29 protein-coding genes are annotated in these 24,903 nt (G+C 70.8%); 16 read left to right on the top strand and 13 right to left on the bottom strand.

The features are described from left to right. Positions 1–37 precede the first annotated feature (37 nt). Positions 38–1,285 carry a glycoside hydrolase family 18 protein gene (locus tag E1286_RS10815; RefSeq protein ID WP_132611269.1) on the bottom strand — a complete coding sequence of 416 codons (1,248 nt, stop codon included), beginning with the start codon at positions 1,283–1,285 and terminating at the stop codon, positions 38–40. Positions 1,286–1,404: 119 nt separating this feature from the next. Between E1286_RS10815 and hemW the strand changes: the two genes are divergently transcribed. After that, on the top strand, positions 1,405–2,625 hold the full coding sequence (gene hemW, locus E1286_RS10810; protein WP_132611267.1) for a radical SAM family heme chaperone HemW: 1,221 nt from the start codon (positions 1,405–1,407) through the stop codon (positions 2,623–2,625). Here hemW and E1286_RS10805 read toward each other — a convergent pair. Genes E1286_RS10805 through E1286_RS10795 form a run of 3 tightly spaced genes read right to left on the bottom strand, consistent with a single transcriptional unit; the run spans position 2,622 to position 4,762 of the window. Beyond that, the gene (locus tag E1286_RS10805) at positions 2,622–3,455 is read right to left on the bottom strand and encodes a DUF4870 domain-containing protein (protein ID WP_132611265.1); all 834 of its coding nucleotides are present in this window, start codon (positions 3,453–3,455) and stop codon (positions 2,622–2,624) included. The genes hemW and E1286_RS10805 overlap by 4 nt on opposite strands. Then, positions 3,452–4,261, bottom strand: a complete 810-nt coding sequence (locus tag E1286_RS10800) for a DUF3097 domain-containing protein (RefSeq protein WP_187368150.1) — start codon at positions 4,259–4,261, stop codon at positions 3,452–3,454. Before E1286_RS10800 ends, E1286_RS10805 begins: the two co-directional genes overlap by 4 nt. Positions 4,262–4,279: 18 nt before the next feature. Then, positions 4,280–4,762, bottom strand: a complete 483-nt coding sequence (locus E1286_RS10795; protein ID WP_132611263.1) for a hypothetical protein — start codon at positions 4,760–4,762, stop codon at positions 4,280–4,282. A 405-nt stretch (positions 4,763–5,167) separates the two neighbouring features. Here E1286_RS10795 and hrcA point away from each other — a divergent pair, with 405 nt between their 5' ends. The 3 genes from hrcA to E1286_RS10780 are packed head-to-tail and all read left to right on the top strand — an operon-like array spanning position 5,168 to position 8,068. After that, a complete protein-coding gene (gene hrcA, locus E1286_RS10790) occupies positions 5,168–6,181 on the top strand; it encodes a heat-inducible transcriptional repressor HrcA (RefSeq protein WP_132611261.1) in 1,014 nt (337 codons plus the stop codon). An 11-nt stretch (positions 6,182–6,192) separates the two neighbouring features. Then, on the top strand, positions 6,193–7,332 hold the full coding sequence (dnaJ, locus tag E1286_RS10785; protein WP_132611259.1) for a molecular chaperone DnaJ: 1,140 nt from the start codon (positions 6,193–6,195) through the stop codon (positions 7,330–7,332). A 1-nt stretch (position 7,333) separates the two neighbouring features. Continuing rightward, complete coding sequence (locus E1286_RS10780; RefSeq protein WP_132611257.1) at positions 7,334–8,068, top strand: 16S rRNA (uracil(1498)-N(3))-methyltransferase; 735 nt, start codon at positions 7,334–7,336, stop codon at positions 8,066–8,068. 21 nt (positions 8,069–8,089) lie between these two features. Here E1286_RS10780 and E1286_RS47750 read toward each other — a convergent pair whose 3' ends face one another. Next, complete coding sequence (locus E1286_RS47750) at positions 8,090–8,725, bottom strand: hypothetical protein (RefSeq protein ID WP_165969680.1); 636 nt, start codon at positions 8,723–8,725, stop codon at positions 8,090–8,092. Next, positions 8,722–9,234 (bottom strand): SigE family RNA polymerase sigma factor, encoded by a 513-nt coding sequence (locus tag E1286_RS10770; protein WP_080047132.1) that lies wholly within the window; start codon positions 9,232–9,234, stop codon positions 8,722–8,724. The genes E1286_RS47750 and E1286_RS10770 overlap by 4 nt, the downstream gene beginning before the upstream one ends. Before the next feature lie 282 nt (positions 9,235–9,516). Here E1286_RS10770 and E1286_RS10765 point away from each other — a divergent pair, with 282 nt between their 5' ends. The 8 genes from E1286_RS10765 to era all read left to right on the top strand — a co-directional run bounded on the left by E1286_RS10765 (position 9,517) and on the right by era (position 15,455). After that, on the top strand, positions 9,517–9,861 hold the full coding sequence (locus tag E1286_RS10765) for a histidine triad nucleotide-binding protein (protein WP_132611255.1): 345 nt from the start codon (positions 9,517–9,519) through the stop codon (positions 9,859–9,861). 119 nt (positions 9,862–9,980) lie between these two features. Next, positions 9,981–11,030: a PhoH family protein gene (locus E1286_RS10760; RefSeq protein WP_132611253.1), complete on the top strand. Its 1,050-nt coding sequence runs from the start codon at positions 9,981–9,983 to the stop codon at positions 11,028–11,030. Next, positions 11,020–11,496 (top strand): rRNA maturation RNase YbeY, encoded by a 477-nt coding sequence (gene ybeY / locus E1286_RS10755; RefSeq protein WP_132611251.1) that lies wholly within the window; start codon positions 11,020–11,022, stop codon positions 11,494–11,496. The genes E1286_RS10760 and ybeY overlap by 11 nt, the downstream gene beginning before the upstream one ends. Continuing rightward, on the top strand, positions 11,493–12,788 hold the full coding sequence (locus E1286_RS10750; protein WP_132611249.1) for a hemolysin family protein: 1,296 nt from the start codon (positions 11,493–11,495) through the stop codon (positions 12,786–12,788). The genes ybeY and E1286_RS10750 overlap by 4 nt, the downstream gene beginning before the upstream one ends. Positions 12,789–13,097: 309 nt before the next feature. Beyond that, entirely contained in the window at positions 13,098–13,724 is a 627-nt protein-coding gene (locus tag E1286_RS10745) for a hypothetical protein (RefSeq protein WP_132611247.1), read from the top strand. A gap of 9 nt (positions 13,725–13,733) precedes the next feature. Next, on the top strand, positions 13,734–14,051 hold the full coding sequence (locus E1286_RS10740) for a cytidine/deoxycytidylate deaminase family protein (protein ID WP_132611245.1): 318 nt from the start codon (positions 13,734–13,736) through the stop codon (positions 14,049–14,051). A gap of 1 nt (position 14,052) precedes the next feature. Further along, positions 14,053–14,529: an NUDIX domain-containing protein gene (locus tag E1286_RS10735; RefSeq protein WP_132611243.1), complete on the top strand. Its 477-nt coding sequence runs from the start codon at positions 14,053–14,055 to the stop codon at positions 14,527–14,529. Between the two features lie 17 nt (positions 14,530–14,546). Further along, on the top strand, positions 14,547–15,455 hold the full coding sequence (gene era / locus E1286_RS10730) for a GTPase Era (protein ID WP_246074698.1): 909 nt from the start codon (positions 14,547–14,549) through the stop codon (positions 15,453–15,455). A 49-nt stretch (positions 15,456–15,504) separates the two neighbouring features. Here era and E1286_RS10725 read toward each other — a convergent pair whose 3' ends face one another. The 7 genes from E1286_RS10725 to E1286_RS10695 form a co-directional block, all read right to left on the bottom strand. Continuing rightward, positions 15,505–15,978, bottom strand: a complete 474-nt coding sequence (locus tag E1286_RS10725) for a hypothetical protein (protein ID WP_132611239.1) — start codon at positions 15,976–15,978, stop codon at positions 15,505–15,507. A 210-nt stretch (positions 15,979–16,188) separates the two neighbouring features. Continuing rightward, a complete protein-coding gene (locus E1286_RS10720; RefSeq protein ID WP_132611237.1) occupies positions 16,189–16,914 on the bottom strand; it encodes an urease accessory protein UreD in 726 nt (241 codons plus the stop codon). Positions 16,915–17,009: 95 nt separating this feature from the next. Then, positions 17,010–17,684: an urease accessory protein UreG gene (gene ureG / locus E1286_RS10715; protein ID WP_132611235.1), complete on the bottom strand. Its 675-nt coding sequence runs from the start codon at positions 17,682–17,684 to the stop codon at positions 17,010–17,012. Positions 17,685–17,711: 27 nt separating this feature from the next. Beyond that, the gene (locus E1286_RS10710; RefSeq protein WP_132611233.1) at positions 17,712–18,386 is read right to left on the bottom strand and encodes an urease accessory protein UreF; all 675 of its coding nucleotides are present in this window, start codon (positions 18,384–18,386) and stop codon (positions 17,712–17,714) included. A 40-nt stretch (positions 18,387–18,426) separates the two neighbouring features. Beyond that, positions 18,427–20,133, bottom strand: a complete 1,707-nt coding sequence (locus E1286_RS10705) for an urease subunit alpha (RefSeq protein ID WP_132611231.1) — start codon at positions 20,131–20,133, stop codon at positions 18,427–18,429. Then, positions 20,126–20,437, bottom strand: a complete 312-nt coding sequence (locus E1286_RS10700) for an urease subunit beta (protein ID WP_132611229.1) — start codon at positions 20,435–20,437, stop codon at positions 20,126–20,128. The genes E1286_RS10705 and E1286_RS10700 overlap by 8 nt, the downstream gene beginning before the upstream one ends. After that, the gene (locus E1286_RS10695) at positions 20,434–20,736 is read right to left on the bottom strand and encodes an urease subunit gamma (RefSeq protein WP_132611228.1); all 303 of its coding nucleotides are present in this window, start codon (positions 20,734–20,736) and stop codon (positions 20,434–20,436) included. Before E1286_RS10695 ends, E1286_RS10700 begins: the two co-directional genes overlap by 4 nt. Before the next feature lie 200 nt (positions 20,737–20,936). Between E1286_RS10695 and urtA the strand changes: the two genes are divergently transcribed. The 4 genes from urtA to urtD are packed head-to-tail and all read left to right on the top strand — an operon-like array spanning position 20,937 to position 24,751. Next, positions 20,937–22,142, top strand: coding sequence for an urea ABC transporter substrate-binding protein (gene urtA / locus E1286_RS10690; RefSeq protein ID WP_425464750.1), 1,206 nt, complete (start codon positions 20,937–20,939; stop codon positions 22,140–22,142). Then, on the top strand, positions 22,142–22,990 hold the full coding sequence (gene urtB / locus E1286_RS10685; protein WP_111184145.1) for an urea ABC transporter permease subunit UrtB: 849 nt from the start codon (positions 22,142–22,144) through the stop codon (positions 22,988–22,990). The genes urtA and urtB overlap by 1 nt, the downstream gene beginning before the upstream one ends. Next, positions 22,987–24,018 carry an urea ABC transporter permease subunit UrtC gene (gene urtC, locus E1286_RS10680; protein WP_132611227.1) on the top strand — a complete coding sequence of 344 codons (1,032 nt, stop codon included), beginning with the start codon at positions 22,987–22,989 and terminating at the stop codon, positions 24,016–24,018. The genes urtB and urtC overlap by 4 nt, the downstream gene beginning before the upstream one ends. Beyond that, positions 24,002–24,751, top strand: a complete 750-nt coding sequence (gene urtD / locus E1286_RS10675) for an urea ABC transporter ATP-binding protein UrtD (RefSeq protein WP_132611226.1) — start codon at positions 24,002–24,004, stop codon at positions 24,749–24,751. Before urtC ends, urtD begins: the two co-directional genes overlap by 17 nt. Positions 24,752–24,903: the final 152 nt, after the last annotated feature.

Below are 24,903 nucleotides of genomic sequence, written 5' to 3'. Positions count from 1 at the left end.
GGAGGGGGAGTGGGGCGGCGGCGGAGTGGGTGTGGGTTCAGCGGAGGATCGTGTAGAGGGCTGAGGTGAGGGAGGCTTTCGCGTCGTCTTGGTCGATGGACCAGAGCATCGAGCCGCCGAGGCCCTTCAGGCGGATGTACGCGGCCTTCTGCAGCATGATCGCCGGGTCGTCGTACGACCAGAACTCGTTGCCGTCGTAGAGCCACATGGCGCCCGTGCGCAGGTCGCGGTGGCGCTTGCCGGGTTTGGCGACGAGGTCCTTGTAGTCCTCGGTGCCCGGGGCCCACCTGCCTGGAGCGGGGCCGGTGGCGGGCTGGTAGAGGCCGTCGCGGGAGCCGGTGACGCCGGTCCAGCCCTGGCCGTACGCGGGCACGCCGACGACGATCTTGCGTGCGGGCGCCCCACGGGCCAGGTAGTCGCGCACGGTCTGGTCGACGCTGTACTTCACCGGGTTCGGGTCGCGCCGGTCGGTCAGCAGGTTGCTCTGGTGCCCGGTCTGCGGCTCCCAGGTGCCGTGCAGGTCGTACCCCTGGATGGTGGCGAAGTCGAGTTGCTTGAACACCCGGCGCACCTCGTAGCCGGCGTCGATCTTCGCCGCCGCGGCCGGGAGGAAGGCCGTGAGCTCCGCCTTCTTGGAGAACTGGCGAAGCTGGTCGCGCAGTTCCTCCACGAACAGGGTGAAGTTCCGCTTGTCCTCGGGCCTGATGACGTTGCCCTCGGCTCCGGAGGAGCCCGGCCACTCCCAGTCCAGGTCGATCCCGTCGAACACGCCGGCGCCCGCCCCCGGCTCCAGACCCGGCAGGTTGCCGCGCAGCCACAGGTCGATGCACGAGGCGGCCAGCTTCGTCCGGGACTCTGGGGTGAGCACCGCGTCGGAGAAGTGCGCCGAGCCGGTCCAGCCGCCCAGCGAGATCATCGTCTTGAGCCCGGGATGCTTGGCCTTGATCTTGCGGAGCTGGTTGAGGTTGCCGTTGAGCGCCTGGCCGGGCGCGTCCGCGACACCGTCCACGCTCTGTTCGGCCGGGACCGGGCGCTGCCAGTCGGCCCACGGGTCGGAGGAGTAGCACGTGGCGTCGGCGCTGACGAAGCCGAACGCGTAGTTGAGGTGGGTGAGCTTGGCCGCGGCGCCGGTGACGTCGACGTCCCTGACGTGGTAGTCGCGGCCGTAGACGCCCCATTGGATGAAGTACGCGACCCGTTTGAAGTCGGTCCGGGCCTCGGCGGGCACGGAGAACGCCGTGAGGCCGAGTAAGAGGGACAGGGCTAACAGGATCTTCTTGTGCACGCGGGGCTCCATGGGACGGTACTTATAGGAAACTTTCCTATAAGTCAGACGGATCGTAGATCCCCGGCCTGCCACCGTCAACGACCCGGGCACCCTCCGGGGACGGGCACACTGGAAGCGTGCCTTCGACCCTGCCTGACGGCGATCCCGCGCCCGCCTCGGGCGAGCTGCCCGACAGCGCCCTGAGCGGCCTCGGCGAGCGTCCGTTCGGCTTCTACGTGCACGTGCCGTTCTGCGTGACGCGATGCGGCTACTGCGACTTCAACACCTACACCGCGGCCGAGCTCGGCCCCGGCGCCTCGCAGCGCGACTACGCCGACACGGTCGTCGAGGAGATCCACCTGGCCCGCCGCGTCCTCGGCGCGGCCGACGTGCCGGTGGAGACGGTGTTCTTCGGCGGCGGCACGCCCACCCTGCTGCCCCCGGAAGACCTCGCCCGCATCCTCGCCGCGATCGACTCCGAGTTCGGGCTCAAGCCGGGCGCCGAGGTCACCACGGAGGCCAACCCCGAGTCGGTGGATCCGTCGTACCTGGAGAAGCTGCGCCACGGCGGGTTCAACCGCATCAGCTTCGGCATGCAGAGCGCCCGCGAGCACGTCCTGGAGGTCCTCGACCGCCGCCACACGCCCGGCAGGCCCGCGGCGGCCGTGCGCGAGGCCAGGCAGGCCGGGTTCGACCACGTCAACCTCGACCTGATCTACGGCACGCCCGGCGAGTCCGACGACGACTGGCGGGCCTCGCTGACCGCGGCGATCGAGGCCGGGCCCGACCATGTGTCGGCGTACTCGCTGATCGTCGAGGAGGGCACGCGGCTGGCGGTCAGGATCAAGCGCGGCGAGCTGCCGATGCCCGACGACGACGTGGCCGCCGACCGCTACCTCCTCGCCGACGAGCTGCTCGCCGAGGCCGGATTCGGCTGGTACGAGGTGTCCAACTGGGCCGTGTCCGACGCCGCCCGCTGCCGGCACAACCTGCTCTACTGGACCGGCGGTGACTGGTGGGCCGCCGGCCCGGGCGCCCACAGCCACGTCGGCGGCACCCGCTGGTGGAACGTCAAACACCCGGCCGCCTACGCACGACGCCTGGCCGCCGGTGACTCGCCCGCCCACGCCCGCGAGGTGCTCGAAGCCGACGACCGCGCGGCGGAGCGTCTCATGCTGGAGCTGCGGCTGTCGTCCGGCTACCCGCTGGCCGACGTGGCGCCCGGGGCGCGCCCGGTCGTGGCGAGCGCCCTGGCGCGCGGTCTGCTGGAGCCGGAGCCGTTCAAGGCGGGCCTGATGGTGCTCACGCTGCGGGGGCGGTTGCTGGGCGACGCCCTCGTCAGGGACCTGCTGGTCTAGGTGATCATGCGCAGGGCGATCGGATAGCGGTACTTCTCGCCCCTGTTGGCCGCGATGGCCGCCTGGATCTGGAAGATCAACGACAGGATCCAGACGACCGGCAGCACCAGGAACCCGATGAAGACGAGCATCAGGGCGCCGGCCACCATGTATCCGATGAACATCGTGATCTGGAAGTTGAGCGCCTCGGCGGCCTGGTCCCTCACGTAGGGCGACTCGTCCTTCTTCATCAAGTAGATGATCAGCGGGCCGAGCCACGACACCAGCAGGCCCAGCAGGTGGGAGAGCATCGCCATGTTGGTGTCGTCGGTGCCGGGGCGGGGGCCGAACCGTCCCGGGATGTACGGCTCGCCAGGCGCGCCGTAGCCGGGGCCGTAACCCGGCGGAGGACCGTATCCGGGCGGAGGCCCGCCGTACCCCTGCTGGCCGTACCCCTGCTGGCCGTACCCTTGCTGGCCGTAACCGTCGTAGCCCCCGGGCTGCCCGTACTGCCCGTAACCATTGGCCTGCCCGTATCCCCCGGGTTGCCCGTAACCGCCGGCCGCGCCGTAGCCGGGGGACTGACCGTATCCGCCGGACTGCCCGTAGCCGGGCGGCTGCCCGTATTCGGGCTGAGAACCCGGCTGTTGCCCGTACGCGGGCTGAGAACCCGACTGTTGTCCGTATACGGGTTGGGAGCCCGGTTGTTGTCCGTATGCGGGCTGAGAACCCGGCTGCTGCCCGTACGGGGGCTGGGAGCCCGGCTGCGGGCCGTATCCGGGGGGAATGTCGGCGGGGGTGACGCGGCGCGTGGCGTCGTCGTCGGGTGGCTGCGGCGGGTCCTGGCTCATGGGGTCTCCGTTACGAAGTCGATCAGTTCTTCCACCCGGCCGAGCAACTCCGGCTCCAGGTCCGTGTACGTCGAGACCGCCCCGAGGATCCGTCGCCACGCCTCGGCGGGCTCCATCCGCCAGCCCAGGGCGGCGATCACGCCCTCCTTCCAGGGCACTCCGCGCGGCACGTCCGGCCAGGCGGGGATCCGCAGCACGGACGGTTTGACGGCCTGCCAGATGTCGATGTAGGGGTGGCCCACCACCAGCACGTCCGGCGAGGTGATCTCGGCGGCGATCCTGCTCTCCTTGGAGCCGGGCACCAGGTGGTCGACCAGCACGCCGAGCCGCCGCCCCGGTTCGGGGCCGAACTCCGCCACGATGGCCGGCAGGTCGTCCACGCCTTCCAGGTATTCGACGACCACCCCCTCGACCCGCAGGTCGTGACCCCAGATCTTCTCCACGAGGGCGGCGTCGTGCACGCCCTCCACGTAGATCCGGCTCTCCCTGGCCACCCTGGCCCGCAGCCCCTGCACGGCGATCGAGCCGGACGCGCTGCGCCGCGGGCCCGCGGGGGTCGCCGTCGTGGGGCGTACCAGGGTCACGGGTTTGCCCTCCAGCAGGAAGGCGGCGGGAGCGAGCGGGAACAGGCGGCGCCGGCCGAAGCGGTCTTCGAGCGTGACGGCCTCCTTGTCACAGGCCACCACCGCGCCGCAGAAGCCGCTGTCGGCGTCCTCCACGACGAGGTCACGCTCGGCGGGCACCTTCGGGATCTTGCCCTTGCCCGGCCGCCGCCAATTTCCTGCCAGCACATCGCCGTCGTACACACGGGGGACCGTAGCAAATCACCCCGTCACCGCAAGGTGCTTACGGGTGATGTTCCGGCGTATCAGGACGAAGACGGTGCCGGCGACGGCGACGAGCAGGCCGGCGGCGGGTACGAGCACCGGCAGCAGGCCGGAGACGCCGCCGGGGGTGGAGAGCAGATCGCGGCCGACGCCGTACCGTACGGCGGCCTGCTCGTCGTCGACGCAGGTGAGCCGGTACTCGCCCCTGGCCGGCGCGTTGATCACCAGGAACTGCTGCCACACGACGCCGTCCGAGGTGACCGCCTCGGTGCCGGTGGTCCTGGCGAGCCTGGCCTGGCCGGTGATGGAGCATTCGTAGGTGATCGGCGTGTCGCTGGCGATGTACACGGCGGGCTTGTCGGCCGGGTCGACCGGCACCGTGACGCTCTCCCCGGAGGCGAACGTCCGCGTCGGCGCCGCGCCCGCAACGCCGCCGCCCGGCAGGACGAACACCCCGGCCGCCGCGCACGCCACGAACACGCCCCAGACGACCGCAAGCCACCACAGCCCAGGCTTTATCGCTTTGGAGTTGATTCGTGGCGGAAATTGGGGTTGTTGGCCGTATTGTCCGTACTGAGATGACGGGTCGAACGGCGTGGGCTGCTCGTACGGCGGCGGCCACGTCCCCGGCTGCCCCTGGCCGGGCTGTACGCCGTACTGAGGAGGCAACTGACCGTGGTGCCCTGGCGGGCGGCCGTACGACGGAGGCCGGGATTCGTCGGTCATGTGCGCAAGTGTGAGGCCTGTCGCGTCATGGAAGCCAGCAGCAGTTAGGGACGCGGTGTTATCGCACCTTGTGGGCGGGAGCCGTACACTTGGCACTCGGGAACACAGAGTGCTAGACGCCGCGTTTTCCCGAAAGAGACAGAGGCAGGAGGTGAGCACGTGCTCGACGATCGGAAACTGGCGGTGCTCCGCGCCATTGTCGAAGACTACGTGTCCACCAACGAACCGGTGGGCTCCAAGGCGCTCGCCGAGCGTCACAACCTGAAGGTCTCCCCGGCGACGGTCAGGAACGACATGGCCGCGCTGGAGGAGGAAGGCTACATCACCCAGCCGCACACCAGCGCCGGGCGCGTGCCGACCGACAAGGGCTATCGGCTCTTCGTCGACCGGCTCTCGCAGATCAAGCCGCTGTCGGCGGCTGAGCGAAGGGCCATCGAGACGTTCCTCGCCGGCGCGGTCGACCTCGACGACGTGGTCACGCGCACGGTCCGGCTGCTCGCCCAGCTGACCCGGCAGGTGGCGGTCGTGCAGTACCCGACGCTGACCCGCTCGACCGTCCGGCACGTCGAGCTCGTCCCCCTCAACGAGCGCCGGGTCATGCTCGTGCTGATCACCAACACCGGCCGAGTCGAGCAGCGCGTCATCGAGCTGCCCGAAGAGGTGGAGGACACCCGCATCGCGCACCTGCGTGCCGTGCTCAACTCCTGCCTCGACGGCTGCGGCCTGAGCAGCGTTCCGGAGCTGGTCTCCGACCTGCCCGAACGCCTCCCCGTCGAAGACCGGCCCGCCGCGGCCACGATCCTGTCGGTGCTCCTCGAGACACTCGTCGAGCGGCACGACGAGAAGATCGTGTTCGCCGGCGCGGCCAACCTCGCCGGCGCCGACTTCTCCATCGGCCTGCGCGACGTGCTGGAGGCCCTGGAGGAGCAGGTGGTGCTGATGCGGCTGCTCGGCGAGACCACCTCAGACATCCCGTCCGCACTCACCGTCCGCATCGGCTCGGAAAACCCCTACCTGCGGGGCACGTCCGTCGTCGCGACGGGATACGGTTCTGGCGACAACCAACTGGCCCGGCTCGGCGTGCTGGGACCGACCAGGATGGACTATCCCGTGACAATGGGCGCCGTACGCGCGGTGGCACGCTACGTCAGCCAGATCCTGGCTGCATCATAAGAGGTCGATAAGTGGCAAACAGCGACTACTACGCCACCCTCGGGGTGCGCCGTGACGCAAGTCAGGACGAGATCAAGAAGGCGTATCGCCGTCTCGCCCGCGAGCTGCACCCTGACGTGAACCCCGATCCGCAGACACAGGAGCGGTTCAAGGAGATCACGCAGGCCTACGAGGTGCTGTCCGACCCGAACAAGCGCCAGATGTACGACCTGGGTGGCGACCCGTTCGGCGGCGCGGGAGCAGGCGCCGGAGCCGGCGGCTTCGGCGCGGGCTTCCCGTTCAGCGACATCATGGACGCCTTCTTCGGCACGGCCGCGGGCGCCCGAGGCCCGCGCTCGCGCGCCCGGCGGGGCCGCAACGCCACCATCCGGGTCGAGCTCGACCTGCGCGAGACGGCGTTCGGCACCACCCGCGAGCTGGTCGTCGACACCGCCGTGCTGTGCGAGGTGTGTCATGGGGCCGGCGCCGCACCCGGCACCCACCCCGACACCTGCGACATGTGCAGCGGGCGGGGCGAGATCTCCCAGGTCACCCGGTCGTTCCTGGGCCAGGTCATGACCTCGCGCCCGTGCCCGCAGTGCGGCGGCTTCGGCACGATCATCCGCCACCCCTGCCAGGAGTGCTCCGGCGACGGCCGCGTCCGCACCCGCCGTACGATCAAGGTCCGCATCCCCGCGGGCGTCGAGGACGGCACCCACATCCAGCTCGCCGGAGAGGGCGAGATCGGCCCCGGCGGCGGCCCGCCCGGAGACCTCTTCCTCGAGATCGTGGAGCGACCGCACGAGATCTTCGAACGGCGCGGTGACGACCTCCACTGCACCGTCCAGATCCCGATGTCGGCCGCCGCGCTCGGCACCGTGCTCACCGTCGAGACCCTCGACGGCCCCGAGGAGATCGACGTCCGGCCCGGCACGCAGTCCGGCCAGGTCATCACCATGTTCGGGCGCGGGGTGCAGCGGCTCAACGAGTCCGGCCGCGGCGACCTGCTCATCCACGTCAACGTCGAGACCCCGAGCCGCCTCGACGCCGCCCAGGAGGAGCTCCTGCGCGAGCTGGCCAAGCTGCGCGGCGAGGAGCGGCCGCCGGGCAAGTTCGCGCCGGGGCAGCAGGGCTTCTTCTCCCGGCTGCGCGACGCCTTCAACGGCAGGTGACGTGACCGTCCCGGTCTTCCTGGCGGAGGAGGCCCAGGAGCTCGACGGGCCGGAGCTGACGCTCGCCGGCCCGGAAGGCCGCCACGCGGCCTCCGTACGCCGTCTGCGGCCCGGCGAGCGCGTCGACCTGACCGACGGCGCCGGAGCGGTGGCCGAATGCGTCGTGCTTGAGACGCTGAAGGACGCCCTCCGCCTGGAGGTGCTCCACCGCTACGCCGTCGAGCCGCCCCGGCCCCGGCTGGTCGTCGTCCAGGGCCTGCCCAAGGGCGACCGGGGCGAGCTGGCCGTCGAGATGATGACCGAGGCCGGCGTCGACGTGATCGTGCCCTGGGCCGCCTCGCGGAGCATCACCCAGTGGAAGGGCGACAAGATCGCCAAGGCGCTCGGCCGCTGGCGTTCCACGGCGCGCGAGGCGGGCAAGCAGGCCCGCAGGTTCCACCTGCCGCAGGTGGCCGATCTCCACTCGACCGCGCAGGTCGAACGCCTGCTGTCGGAGGCCGCGCTGGGGCTGGTGCTGCACGAGGAGGCGGCCGAGCCGCTGTCAGGGGTGGCGATGCCCGCCGGCGGCGACATCGTCGTGGTCGTGGGGCCCGAGGGCGGCGTGTCGGAGCAGGAGCTGGCCGCGTTCCGGGCGGCGAAGGCCCTTACGGTGCTGCTGGGGCCGACGATTCTGCGGACGTCCACGGCGGGCGTGGCCGCGGCGGCGGTGCTGCTCAGCCGTACGGGGCGCTGGTGAGCGAACCGAGCCCGTAGGGCGTCAGGGCGTGGTCCGGGGCTCGTCCACGAGAGGGCTCGCGGCTTCGGTGGGGGTTTCCGTCAGAGCGTCGTCCGGAGGGCACTGCTCGGCGGGACACTCCGAGGGCGGCACGCTCGCGTCGAGCGCGGTGGGCGTCGGCGTGGGCGAGATCGTGGGACAGTCGGTCTGCTCGGCGGCCTGCGGAGACGGACACTCGGAAGTCGTCGGGGTCGGCGAGGGCGACGGCCTGCTGGTGGACTCCGCCCTCCTGGTCGGTTTCGGCGCCGGCGACCGGGACGTCTCGGGCACCACGGCCGGAAACGACGGGGCCGTCTGCTCCGGCGGTGGTGGCTGCGACCGCGTGGTGGAGGAGTTGGACGGCACCTCGTCGGTCGTCTCCTGGCGCGCCGGCTGCACGAACTGCTGGTCGACGATCTGCGAGCGCAGCTGCGGCACGGCCATCACGATCGTCCCCGCCACCAGGACGGCACTGCCTGCGGCCGCGCCGGCCCGCCACCAGAACAGGTTGCGCGCGCTGCGCCGCTGGATGCGGGCACGGATGATGTCCAGTCCGTCCGGCGAGGGCACGACCGCGTCCGCCTCCGCTCGGAGCGCACGGCGCAACAGGTCGCCGTACTCGTCGGGGGGCTGGGTCATGACATTTTCTCCAGGACCGATCTCAAAGCGGCCATGCCACGCGCGGTGTGGCTCTTGACCGCCCCCTTGCTGATGCCCATGGCATGGGCGATCTCAGCTTCGGACAGATCACCGTAGTAGCGTAGAACCAGTGCTTCTCGCTGCCGGGTCGGCAAGGCTCGTAACGCCTCGATTACAGCGGAGCGTTCCAACTCGCCGATGGCGCCGTTCTCGGCGCTCGGCGCGTCGGGCAGGCCCTTCGGAGCGTACTTCTCGACGACCGCGCGGTGACGCAGCACGGACCTGGATCGGTTGACGACGGACTGACGCAGGTAGGCGAGTGCTTTGTCGGGGTCACGCAGCCTACGCCAGGCACCATGGATGGCGACGAACGCATCCTGCACGACTTCCTCGGCGGTTGCTATATCGCGCACCAGCAACACAGCGAGACGCACCAACGACCGGAAATGCGCACTGTAGAGCGCGGTCACGGCCATGTCGGCATCCCACCCGACCGGCACCGCCCCCATCGACCTGTCGGCCAGAAGGGTTTCGGTGGTCACATCAGTGGGACGCGCGGCCTTCCCAGAGGGTTTACGCTCTTCCGGTTCTGGAGGTTTCCCCGGTTCGTTAGGGTGCATTACCCAGTCGTGTCCTCGCCAGGTGGCGCTCGCCCGACCCTGAATCGTCCTATTTTTTGCTGAAGTGTCGCACACTCACCCTAACCGCGCGGATCTTCCCGTGCACGACACAGCCGATTACCGATTCGCAACGGAACCGGCCCGAGGACACGGTCTCGATAGGGTGATCAGGTGAGTGATTGCCTCTTCTGCAAAATCGTCGCCAAGGAGATTCCCGCCGAGATCGTTCACGAAACCGGCAGGACGCTGGCGTTCCGTGACGTCAACCCGCAGGCACCGACCCATGTGCTGGTCGTTCCCAAGCAGCACCACCCCGACGCCGCCGCGCTGGCCAGGGCCGACGACGGCCTGGCCGACGACGTGCTCAAGACCGCCCACGCGGTCGCCGTCCATGAGGGCGTGGCCGAGGGCGGCTACCGCGTCGTCTTCAACACCGGTCCCGGCGCGGGCCAGACCGTCTTCCACGTCCACGCCCATGTGCTCGGAGGCCGCCCGCTGACCTGGCCGCCCGGCTGAACCACCCGCCGGCTGCCGGGCCGGGCGATATTGACGAGAGCAATCGTCCTGGTCCCGGATACGATGGGCGAAGAAGCACACTGCAAGAGACCGGGAGGCATCAGGCCGCTGGCCTGCCCATGTCCGAACTACACGAATCCCGACGCACGGCACCTCCCTCGCGCACCCAAGCCAAGGTGCTGATTCCGGACGAATACCCGATGGTCAGCCTCCTCGGCTCCCGAGACGAGTTGCTACGCGTGATCGAGGGCGCCTTCAGGGCCGACATCCACGTACGCGGCAACGAGATCACCGTCACCGGCAGCCCCGACGAGAGCGGCACCGTGGTGCGGCTCTTCGAAGAGCTGGTCGAGGTGCTGCGCAGCGGCGGAGAGCTCACGCCCGACGCGGTCGAGCGGAGCATCGCGATGCTGCGCATGACCTCCGACCGGCCCGCCGAGGTGCTCTCGCTCGACATCCTCTCCTCGCGCGGCCGCACCATCCGCCCCAAGACGGTCAACCAGAAGCGCTACGTCGACGCGATCGACCAGCACACGGTCGTCTTCGGCATCGGCCCGGCCGGCACCGGCAAGACCTATCTCGCGATGGCCAAGGCCGTGCGGGCGCTGCAGGAGAAGCGGGTCAACCGCATCATCCTGACCCGTCCCGCGGTGGAGGCGGGCGAGCGGCTCGGCTTCCTGCCCGGCACGCTCTACGAGAAGATCGACCCCTACCTGCGGCCGCTCTACGACGCGCTGCACGACATGGTCGACCCCGACTCGATCCCGAAACTCATGGCCGCCGGCACGATCGAGGTCGCCCCCCTCGCGTACATGCGGGGTCGCACCCTCAATGACGCCTTCATCATCCTCGATGAGGCCCAGAACTCCTCGGCCGAGCAGATGAAGATGTTCCTCACCCGGCTCGGGTTCAACTCGAAGATCGTGGTGACGGGTGACGTCACGCAGGTCGACCTGCCCTCGGGCACGGTCAGCGGTCTGCGGGTCGTCCAGGAGATCCTCGAGGGCATCCCCGACATCCACTTCGCCCACCTGTCCAGCGCCGACGTGGTCCGCCACAAGCTGGTCAGCGACATCGTGGACGCGTACGGGCGTTACGACGCCATGCAGGAGCCCAAGCGCCTGCAGCAGCAACGGGGAAGGCGACGGGTGAGCGACCGTGAGCACTGAGATCAACAACGAGTCGGGCGTCGGGGTCGACGAGGAGAGCCTGACCGCCCTGGCCGCCCACGTCCTGGCCGAGATGGGCATCAACCCGCTGGCCGAGCTGTCGATCGTGGTGGTCGACGAGGAGGCCATGGCCGAGCTGCACGAGAAGTGGATGGGCGAGCCGGGGCCGACCGACGTGCTGGCGTTCCCGATGGACGAGTTGCGTCCCGGGGGCGGCGCGCGCGGCGAGTCCGACGCCCCGGCCGATCCCGCGCTGCTCGGTGACGTGGTGCTCTGCCCGCAGGTGGCCGCCCGGCAGGCCGAGGAGGCCGGCCACAGCGCCGCCGAAGAGCTCGAACTGCTGTGCACCCATGGCATCCTCCACCTGCTCGGTTACGACCACGCTGAGCCGGAGGAGCACAAGGAGATGTTCGGACTGCAGGCCCGGCTCCTCGAGTCGTGGCAGGAGGTGCGCAACTCGCGGTGAACGTCTGGTTGTTGTCGGCCATCGCGCTGGTGATCGTCGGTGGCCTGATCGCCAGTGCGGAGACGGCGCTGACGCGCATCTCCCGGGTGCGCGCCGACGAGTTCGCGCGTGAGGCCAGGCGGGGGGCCGCGAGGCTGCGGGCCATCGTGACCGACCCGCCGCGCTACCTCAACCTGCTCCTGCTGTTGCGGCTGAGCTGTGAGCTGGTCGCGACGGTCATCGCGACGCTGCTGTTCATCGACCTGATGCACGACCAGGGCTGGGCGTACGTGTGCGCCGCGGCCGTGATGATCGTCATCAGCTATGTGGTGGTCGGAGTGATGCCGCGTACGCTGGGCCGTCAGCACGCCGAGCCGGTCGCGCTGGCGAGCGCCCCCGTCGTGTACGGCCTGACCCGCATCTTCGGCCCCCTGCCCAAGCTGCTCATCCTGCTCGGCAACGCGCTGACGCCGGGCAAGGGGTTCCGCGACGGGCCGTTCACCTCGGAGGCGGAGCTGCGCGACCTGGTCGACCTGGCCGAGGAGCGCCGGGTGATCGAGCCGGACGAGCGCGAGATGATCCACTCGGTGTTCGAGCTGGGTGACACGCTCGTGCGCGAGGTCATGGTGCCGCGCACCGACATGGTCTACATCGAGCGTGGCAAGTCACTCAACCAGGCCCTCTCGCTGGCGTTGCGCAGCGGTTTCTCCCGCATCCCGGTGGTGGGGGAGAACGAGGACGACGTCGTCGGCATGGCGTACCTGAAGGACATCGCCCGCAAGATCCACGAGTCGGGCGAGGACGGGGCCAAGGACACCGTCGAGTCCGTCATGCGACCTGCCGCGTACGTGCCGGAGAGCAAGCCGATCGACCAGCTGATGCGGGAGATGCAGGCCCGGCAGATCCACATCGCCGTCGTCATCGACGAGTACGGCGGCACCGCGGGTCTCGTGACGATCGAGGACGTCCTGGAGGAGATCGTCGGGGAGATCGCCGACGAGTACGACCAGGAGGCGCCTCGCGTGGAGCCCATGCCCGACGGCGGCATGCGGGTGACCGCCCGGATGCCGGTCGACGAGCTGGGCGAGCTGTTCGACACCGAGATCGAGGTCGACGACGTCGAGACGGTGGGCGGGCTGCTGGCGCACGCGCTGGGGCGGGTTCCGATCGCGGGCTCGCACGCGCAGGTGGCCGGGTTGTCGCTGACCGCCGAGAGCCTGGCGGGGCGCCGTAACCGCATCAGCACGGTGGTGGTCCGCCGTGCCGAGGCGCCGGCGGGTGACGTCGTCCCGGCCGCGGCCGAACGCGAGTGACGAGCGGCAAATCGGGGCAGATGCCGCAAGCGTTCTACAAGTCTTCTGCAAGCCGGGTCCGGCACTCTGAACTCACGGCATCCAGTGCGGTGGGTGCCCGAGGGGAAGTGTCCGAGGGCCGGGTGGGGTTCGCGGCCCGAGGACGCCCCTGGGGGGGACGACAGCGTCCCGGCTGGTGAGCCGGCTGTGGCGCTGATCGGCGTAAAGGGTGCTCTCGTCCGAAATATTCGGACGGGGGCGCCCTTTTTGCGTATTCGGTGGGTTGTCGCATTCGTCGGTTGGGGAGGTTGCCGGGCAAAGGGGGGGATCATGAGACGAAAACGGGGGATCTTCGCCGGAGTGCTGCTGACAGGCGTTCTGGCGGGATGCGGGGGAGCCGAGAGAGTCCACGACCCGCACGCCATGGCGCAGCTGCACGAACTGGTCAGCAAGGGGCCGCAACTGCCCGACGGCTTCACGGTCAGGCCGGAGCCGGCGTGGCGGCTGCCGTTCGCGAAAGGCGACAAGGACTGCCGGGCGCTGCTGGAGCCCGCCGGTGGCAGGGCGCCGGGCGAGGCGCTGACCGCGCAGGTCGCGGTCAGCTACCGGGGCTACGACCTGGGCGAGCAGGCCGGGGTGGGCCTGGCCCGGTACGCCGACGCGCAGGCCGGGGGGCATCTCGACGAGCTGGCCGGGGCGATGCGGGAGTGCCGGGCCGTACGGACCGCCACGGGGACGCACCTGCGGCTGCTGGAGCTGCCGATCGGGAACGTCGGCGACGAGGCCGTGGGCGCGCGGCTGCGCGGACGCCTCAACGGCTACCCGTACGCACTGGACGTCGTGCTGACGCGGGTGGGGGACACGCTGGTGTCCGTGGTGCACACGGGCCTGGAGGGCGTGGACGCCGCGCGTACCCGGCAGGTGGTGGATGCGGCCATCTCCATGGCGAGCGCCTAACCTGTTCCCGTGACTCTCGATCCTGAAGACAGCAAGATCATTACGCTGGCCCGGTCGGCCAGGGCGCGCAACGGCTCCGCCGAGGGGGCCGCCGTACGCGACGAGACCGGCCGCACGTACGCCGCCACGAACGTGGCGCTGGACGCGCTGACCCTGTCGGCGGTGCAGGTGGCGGTGGCCATGGCGATCTCCAGCGGGGCGCGGTCGCTGGAGGCCGTCGCGCTGGTGAGCGAGGGCGCGCCGAGCCCGGCCGACGAGGCCGTGGCCGCCGAGCTGGGCGTCAAGTCGCTGCTCGTGGCAGGCCCTGACGGGACCCTGCGGGGCTGACATGCCGATGTCCCCGTTCCTCGCGCGGTTGCGCGAGAAGGTCGGCACCGACCTGATCATGCTGCCGTCGGTGTCCGGCTTCGTGTTCGACGACGCGGGCCGGCTGCTTCTTGCCCGGCACGGCGACGTGGGGCTCTGGGCGGCGCCAGGCGGCGGCGTCGACCCCGGCGAGCGGCCGGAGGAGGCCGTGGTCCGGGAGCTGAAGGAGGAGCTCGGCATCGCCGTCGAGGTGCGCGGCCTGATCGGCGTGTACGGCGGCCCCGAGTTCCACACGGTCTACCCCAACGGCCACGAGGTCGGCTACGTCATCGCCGCGTACGGCTGCGCGATGGTCTCGGGCGACCCCGAGCCCGACGGCGTGGAGATCAACGATTTCCGGTGGGCGGCGGAGCCCGAGGTGGCCGAGCTCGACACGACCGCCTGGATGCCGGTGGTGGTCCCCCAGGCGTTCGCCTGGTGGCGTGAACACGCCCGCTGATGGGACACAATGCACATGTGACTTCGCCAGACAGCCATCGCGCCGGATTCGCCTGCTTCGTGGGGAGGCCGAACGTCGGCAAGTCGACGCTGATGAACGCCCTGGTCGGTACGAAAGTGGCGATCACGTCGTCCAAGCCGCAGACGACCAGGCGCGTCATCAGGGGCATCGTGCACCGCCCTGACGCCCAGCTCATCATCGTCGACACCCCCGGCCTGCACCGCCCGCGCACGCTGCTCGGGGAGCGGCTCGACAGCCTGGTGCTGTCCACGCTCACGGAGGTCGACGCGATCGGTTTCTGCGTGCCGGCCAACGAGCCGATCGGCAAGGGCGACCGGTTCATCGCCGACAAGCTGTCGGCCGTGAAGAAGACGCCGGTCATCGCGGTGGTGACCAAGTGCGACCTGGCGAGCAGGGAGCAGATCGCCGAGCAGCTGCTCGCGGTGTCGCAGGTGGCGGAGTTCGCGGCGATCGTGCCGGTCTCGGCGCAGTCGGGCGAGCAGCTCGACGTGCTGGCCGACGTGCTGATCGAGCACATGCCGGAGTCGCCGCCGCTCTACGAGGGCGGCCAGCTGACCGACGAGCCGGAGCAGGTGCTGGTCGGAGAGCTGATCCGGGAGGCGGCGCTGGAGGGCGTACGCGACGAGCTGCCCCACTCGATCGCCGTGGTCGTCGACGAGATGCTGCCCCGCGAGGGGCGTGACGACCTGCTCGACATCTACGCCCACATGTTCGTCGAACGGCCCTCGCAGAAGGCGATCGTCATCGGGCACAAGGGCGAGCGGCTGCGCGACGTCGGCACCAGGGCCCGCAAGCAGATCGAGGCGCTGCTCGGCACCCGCGTCTACCTCGACCTGCGTATCAGCGTGGCGAAGGACTGGCAGCGCGACCCCAAGCAGCTGCGCCGCCTCGGCTTCTACGACTGAGCCCCGCGCGTGGCGCCACGGCTTCCTGGCGGTGTCGGAGACGGCTGCCTCATCGGTGCCGGCGGTGGAGGAGGGCCAGGAGCGCGAGGACGACGACCGCCGCCGCGCTCGCCAGCGCGGCGAACCAGCCGAACCTGATCACCGGCTCGATCGACAGCAGGTCGCCGAGGTGGATCGAGACGCGGTCGTGCAGGCCGCTGCCCTCGTTCATGAACAGCACCAGCAGCAGCACCGCCACGCCGCCGGGCACCGCGGCCAGGGCGGCCAGCCGCGGGTGACCGCGCAGACCGGCCACGCCGCAGGCCAGCGCCGCCAGGCCGGCGACCAGCGTGTAGACGCCGTACACGTCGTCGACGCCGCGGACGTCGCCGGTCACGCTGCCGCCGATGAGGCTGCTGGTCGCCTGCAACCCGGCCCACGGCAGGACCGCGCAGCACATCAGGAGCGCTCCCGCCACCGCCACGGCCAGCGGGTAGCCGCGGCCGCCGCGCGGTGGGGCGGACGTGGGCGTGAGGTCATCCACAGGCTCACTGTAAGCCGGGCCCGTCCGGCCGGCCACCGTACGCGACGGAGTCGTCACCAAGAAGGTGCAGGTCCGCGTGGGGTGGGTGCCCCTGGGACCGGGGCCGCGCGAAGGTCCGGTGGGGGTTCGTGCGGAAGCGGTGTCTCTGGGACGAGGCCGGGGTCGTGCGGGCTGGCACAGGGTGGCGCGGGTCTGTGTGGGGGGTGATGCTCAGCGGGGTGAGGTCGGAGCCGGTGTCAGGGCCGTCTGCTCGCCCCATTCCAGGCGGGAGCGGAGTTCGACGGCGTCGGCGGCCAGGGCGGAGACCAACGTGCCGGGGCCGGCCAGGGGGAGGACCGCTACGCCGTCGGACACGGTCGGTTTGTCGGTGCGGGCTGTCAGGAACGTGGTGCCGACGCAGCGTGCCGTGCCGTAGACGGCGGGGGAGGCGTCGAGGGCCGGGTCGCCGATCGTGAACTCCTGGCGGAGCAGCGGCAGGCCGTCGCAGGTGGCGTCGAAACGGGCGTGACAGCGGCCGGGGGACTCGCCGTGCCGGCCGAAGACGATCTCCTCGCGCCAGAACACGTCCGCGTCCGCTTCCAGGGTGAGGCGTACCAGAAGGCGGTGGTCGCAGCCGGCGGCGAGCACCGTGGGCTCCGGCGCGAACCGGAGGGTGGCGCCCGCGCCCACCCGCGCGGTGACCAGCATCTCGGACGCGCCGTCGCCGGGCAGCACGAGCGTGCCGGCGACCGAGCCCAGCTCCAGGGTCGTGTACGGGGCGACGTCCACGTCGAGGGCGAGCCGGTCGCCGCCGAGGGGGCCCGCCGCGGTGGAGATCAGGTGGACGGCGCGGGGGCCGGTCTGGCGCAGCGTGAGCGGCGGCGCCGAGGCCAGACGGCGGATGATCGTACGTCCGTCGCCGGTCAGGGCGGTCGCCACGGCCGCGCTCGCCCGCATCCCCCGACGGGACGGACGCCTTTCCCCGGCGGGCCCAGTGACGGCCGTGCGGGCGGGCTCGGGGGCCCGCGTGTCGGCGGGCGCGGTGCGGGGTGTCAAGAGACTGGGACCGCGTGGTCGTGGGACCAGGCGTGGACCTGGTCGGAGACCCAGGTGGCGACGGCGGCGGCCGTGGGTTCCTGCCTGATGGAGGTGAACAGGACCGGGCGCTCCCCGCGCACGGTCCTCGCGTCGCGGGCCATCACGTCGAGGTCGGCGCCCACCAGCGGCGCCAGGTCGGTCTTGTTGACCACCAGCAGGTCCGACGTGGTGACGCCGGGGCCGCCCTTGCGGGGCACCTTGTCGCCGCCCGAGACGTCCAGCACGAAGATCTGCCGGTCGGCCAGGCCCCGGCTGAACGTGGCCGTCAGGTTGTCGCCGCCGCTCTCCACGATCACCAGGTCCAAGGGGCCGAAGCGGTGTTCCAGGGTCTCCACGGCGTCGAGGTTCGCGGCGATGTCGTCGCGGATGGCGGTGTGCGGGCAGCAGCCGGTCTCGACGGCGAGGATGCGCTCCTCGTCCAGGACGCCCGCCCGGCGCAGGAAGTCGGCGTCCTCGGTGGTGTAGATGTCGTTCGTCACCACGCCGAGGGACAGCGTGCGGCCGAGGGCCCGGCACAGGGCGGCGACCAGGGCCGTCTTGCCGCTGCCGACCGGCCCGCCCACCCCGAGCCGCAGCGCCCGGCCGCGTCCGTCGGGGGCGTGGTGGTGGTCGTCGTGATTGGCGCCCATGGTGAAATGTCCTTCCTTGCGGAGCGTTCAGGAGACGAAGAGCCGGACCGCCGCCTGCGCGTGCTGTTCGGCGATCAGGTCGAGGGCGGGTGCCGAGCCCGCGGGCAGCGCCTCCCAGCCGGCAGCCCCGGCGGCGAGGCCGGCCTGCGCGGCGACGGCGGCGAGGTCGGGGGCCAGGTCCGCCAGCAGTCCGTGCACGGCCACGGGGTCCAGGCCGAGGAGCCGGACCGCCGCCGTGGCGGCGCCGCTGACGGCGTGGTACGCCGCCGCCAGCGCGGCCTCCCCGGGCGTGGCCCCGGCCGCGTGCGCCGCCACCCCGAGCGCGAGCGGATGATGGGGGCTCGGGGTGGCGCGCGCCAGCCCGTCCAGCACCGGCGACGGCCATACGCGGCGGGCGACCCGGAGCAGCAGCCGCCCCTGCGTCGTCGAGGCCTCGCGCTGCGCGGGCGACGCGGTCCTGGCGTCCACCTCGGCGTCCAGCGCCGCCCACCGTGGCTCGGCGGAGGCGGCCTCGGCGCAGACGGCGGCGGTCAGGGCGGCGGTGGCCGTGCCGGTGGTGTGCAGGCGTCCGCGCAGGAACGCCTCCAGCGACGGCACGTCGCGGACCGCCCCCGAGGCGATGGCGCGTTCGGCGCCGCCCGAGTGGGCGTGGCCGCCGGCCGGCAGGCGGGAGTCGGTGAGCAGGAGCAGCGCCGGGTTCATCCGGGCGAGCCCGCCGAAGGGAGTCCGTGCATGAAGCTCCTCAGAACAGGAAGTAGCGCTGGGTCATGGGCAACGTGACGGCGGGGGAGGGCTCGATGAGGTCGCCGTCGATGCGCACCTCGAACGTGTCGGGCGCCACCTCGATCCGCGGCAGCGCGTCGTTGAGCGGCATGGACGACTTGCCGCGCCGCCGTACGTCGGCCACCGGGACGAGCCGGCGGCGGACGGTCAGCCGGTCGGCCAGGCCCGACTCCAGGCCGAGGGGCGCGACGAAGTGCAGCGAGGTGGCCGCGGCCGTCACCGGCGAGGCGCCGAACATGGGACGGGGCAGCACCGGCTGCGGCGTCGGGATGGAGGCGTTGGCGTCGCCTATCTGCGCCCAGGCCACCATGCCGCCCTTGAGCACGAGGTCGGGCTTGACCCCGAAGAACGCCGGGTCCCACAGGACGAGGTCGGCGAGCTTGCCGCGTTCGACCGAGCCGACCTCGGCGTCCAGGCCGTGCGCGATGGCCGGGCAGATCGTGTATTTCGCGATGTAGCGCCGGGCGCGCAGGTTGTCGGCCGGCCCGCCCAGCGAGCCGCGCCGCGCCTTCATGACGTGCGCGGTCTGCCACGTGCGGATGATGGTCTCGCCGATGCGGCCCATGGCCTGCGAGTCGGAGCCGATCATGGAGATCGCCCCCATGTCGTGCAGCACGTCCTCGGCGGCCATCGTGGTCGGCCGGATGCGCGACTCGGCGAAGGCGAGATCCTCGGGGATCGAGGGGTTGAGGTGGTGGCAGACCATGAGCATGTCGAGGTGCTCGTCGAGCGTGTTGACGGTGTGCGGCCTGGTCGGGTTGGTCGAGGACGGCAGCACGTTCGGGTACGCCGCCACGCGGATGATGTCGGGCGCGTGCCCGCCACCCGCCCCTTCGGTGTGGTACGCGTGGATCGTCCGGTCGCCGATGGCCTTGAGCGTCGACTCGACGAAGCCGGCTTCGTTCAGGGTGTCGGTGTGCAGGGTGACCTGCACGCCGGAGGCGTCGGCCACGGTGAGGCAGGCGTCGATGGCGGCCGGCGTCGAGCCCCAGTCCTCGTGGAGTTTGAAGCCGGAGGCGCCGGCACGCAGCTGTTCGAGCAGGCCCTCGGAGCTGACGGTGTTGCCCTTGCCGAGCAGCGCGAAGTTGAGCGGGTAGGCGTCGAGCGACTCCAGCATGCGGCCGAGATACCAGGTGCCGGTGACGGTCGTGGCCTTGGTGCCCTCGACGGGGCCGGTGCCGCCGCCGACGATCGTGGTGACGCCCGACCCGATGGCCTCGTCGAGGAGCTGCGGGCAGATCAGGTGGACGTGGGAGTCGACGGCCCCGGCGGTGAGGATCTTGCCGTTGCCCGCGAGCACCTCGGTGGACGGTCCGATGACGAGGTCGACGCCGTCCATCGTGTCGGGGTTGCCGGCCTTGCCGATGGCGTGGATGCGGCCGTCGCGGATGCCGACGTCGGCCTTGACCACTCCCCAGTGGTCGAGGATCACCGCGCCGGTGATGACCAGGTCGGCCGCGCCCTCGGCGCGGGTGGCGCGGGCCTGGCCCATGGACTCGCGGATGACCTTGCCGCCGCCGAACACGGCCTCGTCGCCGGCCCCGGCCGGGCCCATCGACAGGTCCTCGGTGACCTCGATCCACAGGTCGGTGTCGGCCAGGCGGACGCGGTCACCGGTGGTGGGACCGTAGAGCGCCGCGTAACGGGCGCGGGAGATGTCAGTCATCGAGCGGCCCCGCCCACTCCGGCCGCAGGCCGGGGACGACCCGCTTGCCCGCGATCGGCACCAGGGACACGTCGCGCTCGACGCCCGGCTCGAACCGGATCGCGGTGCCGGCCGGCACGTCGAGCCGCATGCCCCAGGCGGCCTCCCGGTCGAACTCCAGGCCGGGGTTGGCGGCGGCGAAGTGGTAGTGGGAGCCGACCTGCACCGGCCGGTCGGCCGTGTTGACCACGCGTACGGTCACCCGTTCCCGGCCCGGGTTGAGCTCGATCGCCCCCTCGGGGTGCGCGTACTCGCCCGGGATCACGGGATGGGCCTGTGGACGGTGACGAGCTTCGTGCCGTCGGGGAACGTCGCCTCGATCTGCACGCTCTCCAGCATCTCCGGGACGCCCTCCATGACGTCGGCCCGGTCGAGCACCGACCGTCCTGCCTCCATCAGGTCGGCGACGCTGCGTCCGTCTCTGGCGCCTTCCATGAGGAACGACGCGATGATGGCGGTAGCCTCGGGGTGGTTGAGGCGCAGGCCCCTGGCCCGGCGCTCGCGCGCCACCCCGGCGGCGACGTGGATGAGCAGCCGCTCCTGCTCGTGTGAGGTAAGCCGCATGGCCGGACCATAGGAACCGGCCGTTTCCTCGCTGTTGCCGGGTGATGTCGTGTCGGTTTCACGCGGCGAAGAATCCCGACATGACGGAATAAGTGCCCTTGTGAAAGTTTGGCAATGGCCAATTAACGTTCGGGATCTTCCGGGGTAATGTCGCGGGGTCACCTTTCTGGCAGAACTCCTCAGCCAGGAAGGAACCGGCTGTGCGCATCTCCCGTCCGATTCTGTCCGCACTGCTCGTCATGGCCTTGGCGGCCTGCGGATCCGACGCAGAAACCGCCGCCTCGTCCAACGAGATCAAGGTCGGTCTGCTCCATTCGCTCAGCGGCACGATGGCGATCAGCGAGGTCACCGTACGCGACGCCGAGCTGCTGGCCATCGAAGAGATCAACAACGCCGGCGGCGTGCTGGGCAAGAAGATGGTCCCCGTCGTCGAGGACGGCGCCTCCGACTGGCCCACGTTCGCCGAGAAGGCCACCAAGCTCGTCAGGCAGGACAAGGTCGCCGCCGTCTTCGGCGGCTGGACCTCGGCCAGCCGCAAGGCGATGCTGCCGGTCTTCGAGCGCTACAAGGCGCTGCTGTGGTACCCGGTGCAGTACGAGGGCCTGGAGAGCTCGCCGTACATCTTCTACACCGGGGCCACCACCAACCAGCAGATCATCCCGGGCCTCGACTACCTGAAGGAGCAGGGCAAGAAGCGGATCTTCCTGGTCGGCAGCGACTACGTCTTCCCGCGTACCGCCAACAAGATCATCAAGGCGTACGCGGCGGCGAACGGGATGGAGATCCTCGGCGAGGAGTACACCCCGCTCGGCCATACCGAATACTCGACGCTGGTCAACAAGGTCATGCAGGCCAAGCCGGACGCCGTCTTCAACACGCTCAACGGCGACAGCAACGTCGCGTTCTTCAAGAGTCTCAAGAGCTCCGGCGTCACGGCGGAGAGCATGCCGGTGCTGTCGGTGAGCATCGCCGAGGAGGAGGTCACCGGCATCGGCGTGGAGAACATCGCCGGCCACCCCGTCGCCTGGAACTACTACCAGACCACCGAGACCCCGGCCAACGAGGCGTTCGTCAAGGCGTTCAAGGCCAAGTACGGGCAGAACAAGGTCACCTCCGACCCCATGCAGGCCGGCTACAACGCCGTCCACCTGTGGGCCGAGGCGGTCAAGAAGGCCGGCACCACCGAGGTCGAGGCGGTCAAGAAGGCCGCGCCGGGCATCTCGCTGGACCGCCCCGAGGGCAAGGTCACCATCGACGGCGACAACCAGCACATGCACAAGACCGCCCGCATCGGCATCATCCAGCCGGACGGCCTCATCAAGCAGGTGTGGGACTCCGGCGAGCCGATCAAGCCGGACCCGTACCTCGAGGGCTACCCGTGGGCGGCCGGGCTGGCGGGCCAGTGATGACGGCCTTCCTCAACCAGCTGCCCATCGGGCTGTCGATCGGTGCGGTGCTGATGCTGATCGCGCTCGGGCTGACGTTCACGTTCGGGCAGATGGGAGTGATCAACATGGCGCACGGCGAGTTCATCATGGCCGGGGCCTACACCGCGTTCCTGCTGCAGGACATGGTGCTGGCGCTGCCGGCGGCGTTCCTGGTCGCCGGGGTCATGGGGCTGATCCTGGAACGCTCGGCGATCCGGCACTTCTACGGCCGGCCGCTCGACACGCTGCTGCTCACCTGGGGCGTCAGCCTGGTGCTGCAGCAGCTGGCCCGCGACCTGTTCGGCGCGCCGAACGTGCAGGTGCCCGCTCCCGCCTGGCTGTCGGGCGGGGTGGGCATCCTGCCCTACAACCGGCTGTTCATCATGGGCCTGGCGGTGGCCGGCGTGGTGGCCGTCTGGCTCTACCTGACGCGTACGGGGCTCGGCCGCAGGACGCAGGCCGTGGTGCAGAACCGGCAGCTCGCCGCCACCAGCGGGATCGACACCGGCCGGGTGGACATGCTGACGTTCTTCATCGGCTCCGGCCTGGCCGGCGTGGCCGGGGTGGCGCTCACCCTCATCGGGCCGGTCGGGCCCGCGCTCGGCACGTACTACATCGTGGACGCCTTCCTCGTCGTCGTGGCCGGCGGGCTGGGGCAGCTGCGCGGGGCGGTGCTCGCCGCGCTCGGGCTCGGGCTGCTCAACTCCTATGCCGAGTTCTGGTCGGACGCCTCGCTGGCCAAGGTGATCGTGCTGGCCGCCGTCATCGCGTTCCTCCAGGTACGGCCGCAGGGACTGTTCGTGCTCAGGTCGAGGGTGCTCACATGATCAAACGACACCTGCCCTTCGCGACCGTGGCGGTGATCGCGCTGGTCGCCGCGCCGCTGCTGCTGGAGCCGTTCCGGCTGGGGCTGCTGGCCAAGTACCTGTGCTACGCGATCGTCGCGCTCGGCATCGGGCTGGCCTGGGGCAAGGGCGGCATGCTCACCCTCGGCCAGGGCGTCTTCTTCGGGCTCGGCGGCTACTCCATGGCGATGTACCTCAAGCTCACCGAGGCCGAGGGCGGGCTGCCCGACTTCATGGTGTGGAGCGGGGTGGAGGAACTGCCCGCCCTGTGGGTGCCGTTCGCCAACCCGGTCTTCGCCCTGTCCATGGCGGTGCTCGGCCCCGTCGTCCTGGCGGTGGTGCTCGGCACGCTGGTCTTCCGCCAGCGCGTACGGGGGGCGTACTTCGCGATCCTCACCCAGGCGCTGGCCGCCGCCATGGTGATCCTGCTCGTCGGCCAGCAGGGGCTGACCGGCGGCACCAACGGCATGACGAACTTCTTCGAGCTGTTCGGCCAGGACCTCGCCGAGGACTCCACGCAGCGCGGCCTCTACCTGGTGGTGGCGGGCGTGCTCGGCGTGCTCTACCTCGCCACCCGCCAGCTGGTGAACAGCCGCTACGGCCGCCTGCTCGTCGCCGTGCGCGACGGCGAGGACCGCGTGCGGTTCCTCGGCTACGACCCCGCCCTGGTCAAGACCGTCACGTTCGCCGCCTCGGCGGGCATGGCGGGCCTGGCCGGGGCGCTGTTCGTGCCGGTCGTCGGGATCATCTCGCCGGCGCTGCTCGGTGTCGTGCCCTCGCTGGAGCTGGTCGTCGCGGTGGCCGTGGGCGGGCGGCACGTGCTGGCCGGTGCCGTGCTCGGCGCCGTCGTCATGGGGTACGCCAAGACCGCGTTCAGCGAGCAGTTCGCCGACGGCTGGCTCTACCTGCAGGGCGCCCTGTTCATCGTGGTCATGACGCTGGCCTCCAAGGGCATCGCCGGAGTCGCGCAAACCGTGGCGGGGAGGCTGCGCAGTGCTCGAGCTACGTGACGTGCAGGTGGCGTTCGACGGGTTCCGCGCGCTCGACGGCGTGAACCTGACCGTGCCCGAGGGGGAGCTGCGCTTCCTCATCGGGCCGAACGGCGCGGGCAAGACCACGCTGATCGACGTGGTCACCGGGCTGACCCGGCCGGCGGCGGGCAGCGTCCGGTTCGCCGGCCAGGACCTGGTGGGCAGGAAGGAGCACCAGATCGTCCGGCTCGGCGTCGGGCGGACGTTCCAGACCTCGGTGGTGTTCGAGGAGCTCACCGTCGTCGAGAACCTCGACCTGGCCGCCAGCTTCCGCGAACCGCTGTGGGCGCTGACCCGGCGGCGCAAGGGCGTCTCCGAGGCCGTCGCGGAGTCCCTGGCGAGGACGGGGCTCGAAGCGCTCGCCGAACGGCCGGCCGGCGTGCTCTCCCACGGCCAGCGCCAGTGGCTGGAGATCGGGATGCTGCTGGCGCAGCGGCCCAGGCTGCTGCTCCTGGACGAGCCGGTGGCGGGCATGTCCAAGGACGAGCGGGAGCGGACCGGGGAGCTGCTCACGGCCATCGCCGCGGACCACACGGTGGTCGTGGTCGAGCACGACATGGACTTCCTGCGGCGGCACGCCTCCACGGTGACCGTGCTGCACGAGGGCCGCGTCCTCGTCGAGGGGTCGGTGGACGAGGTCAGCGTCGACCCCAGGGTGCAGGAGGTGTACCTGGGCAGGAGGGCTGATGACACGGTGGGCGAGCGATCCTGAGGCCCGGGGAACGGCGCCGTGCGTCTTTCGCAATGGTCAATTAACGTCCCGGCGGCTCGCCCGCAACGTCGACGCGTCACCTTTCTCCCAGAACCGGTCAGCCAGGAAGGAACCGCCCATGGGCCTCTCCCGCTCTGATCCCGTCCCCGCTC

The organism is Nonomuraea terrae (assembly GCF_004348995.1).
Classification (GTDB): Bacteria; Actinomycetota; Actinomycetes; order Streptosporangiales; family Streptosporangiaceae; genus Nonomuraea; species Nonomuraea terrae.
This window is presented reverse-complemented; position numbering and strand designations above follow the sequence as displayed.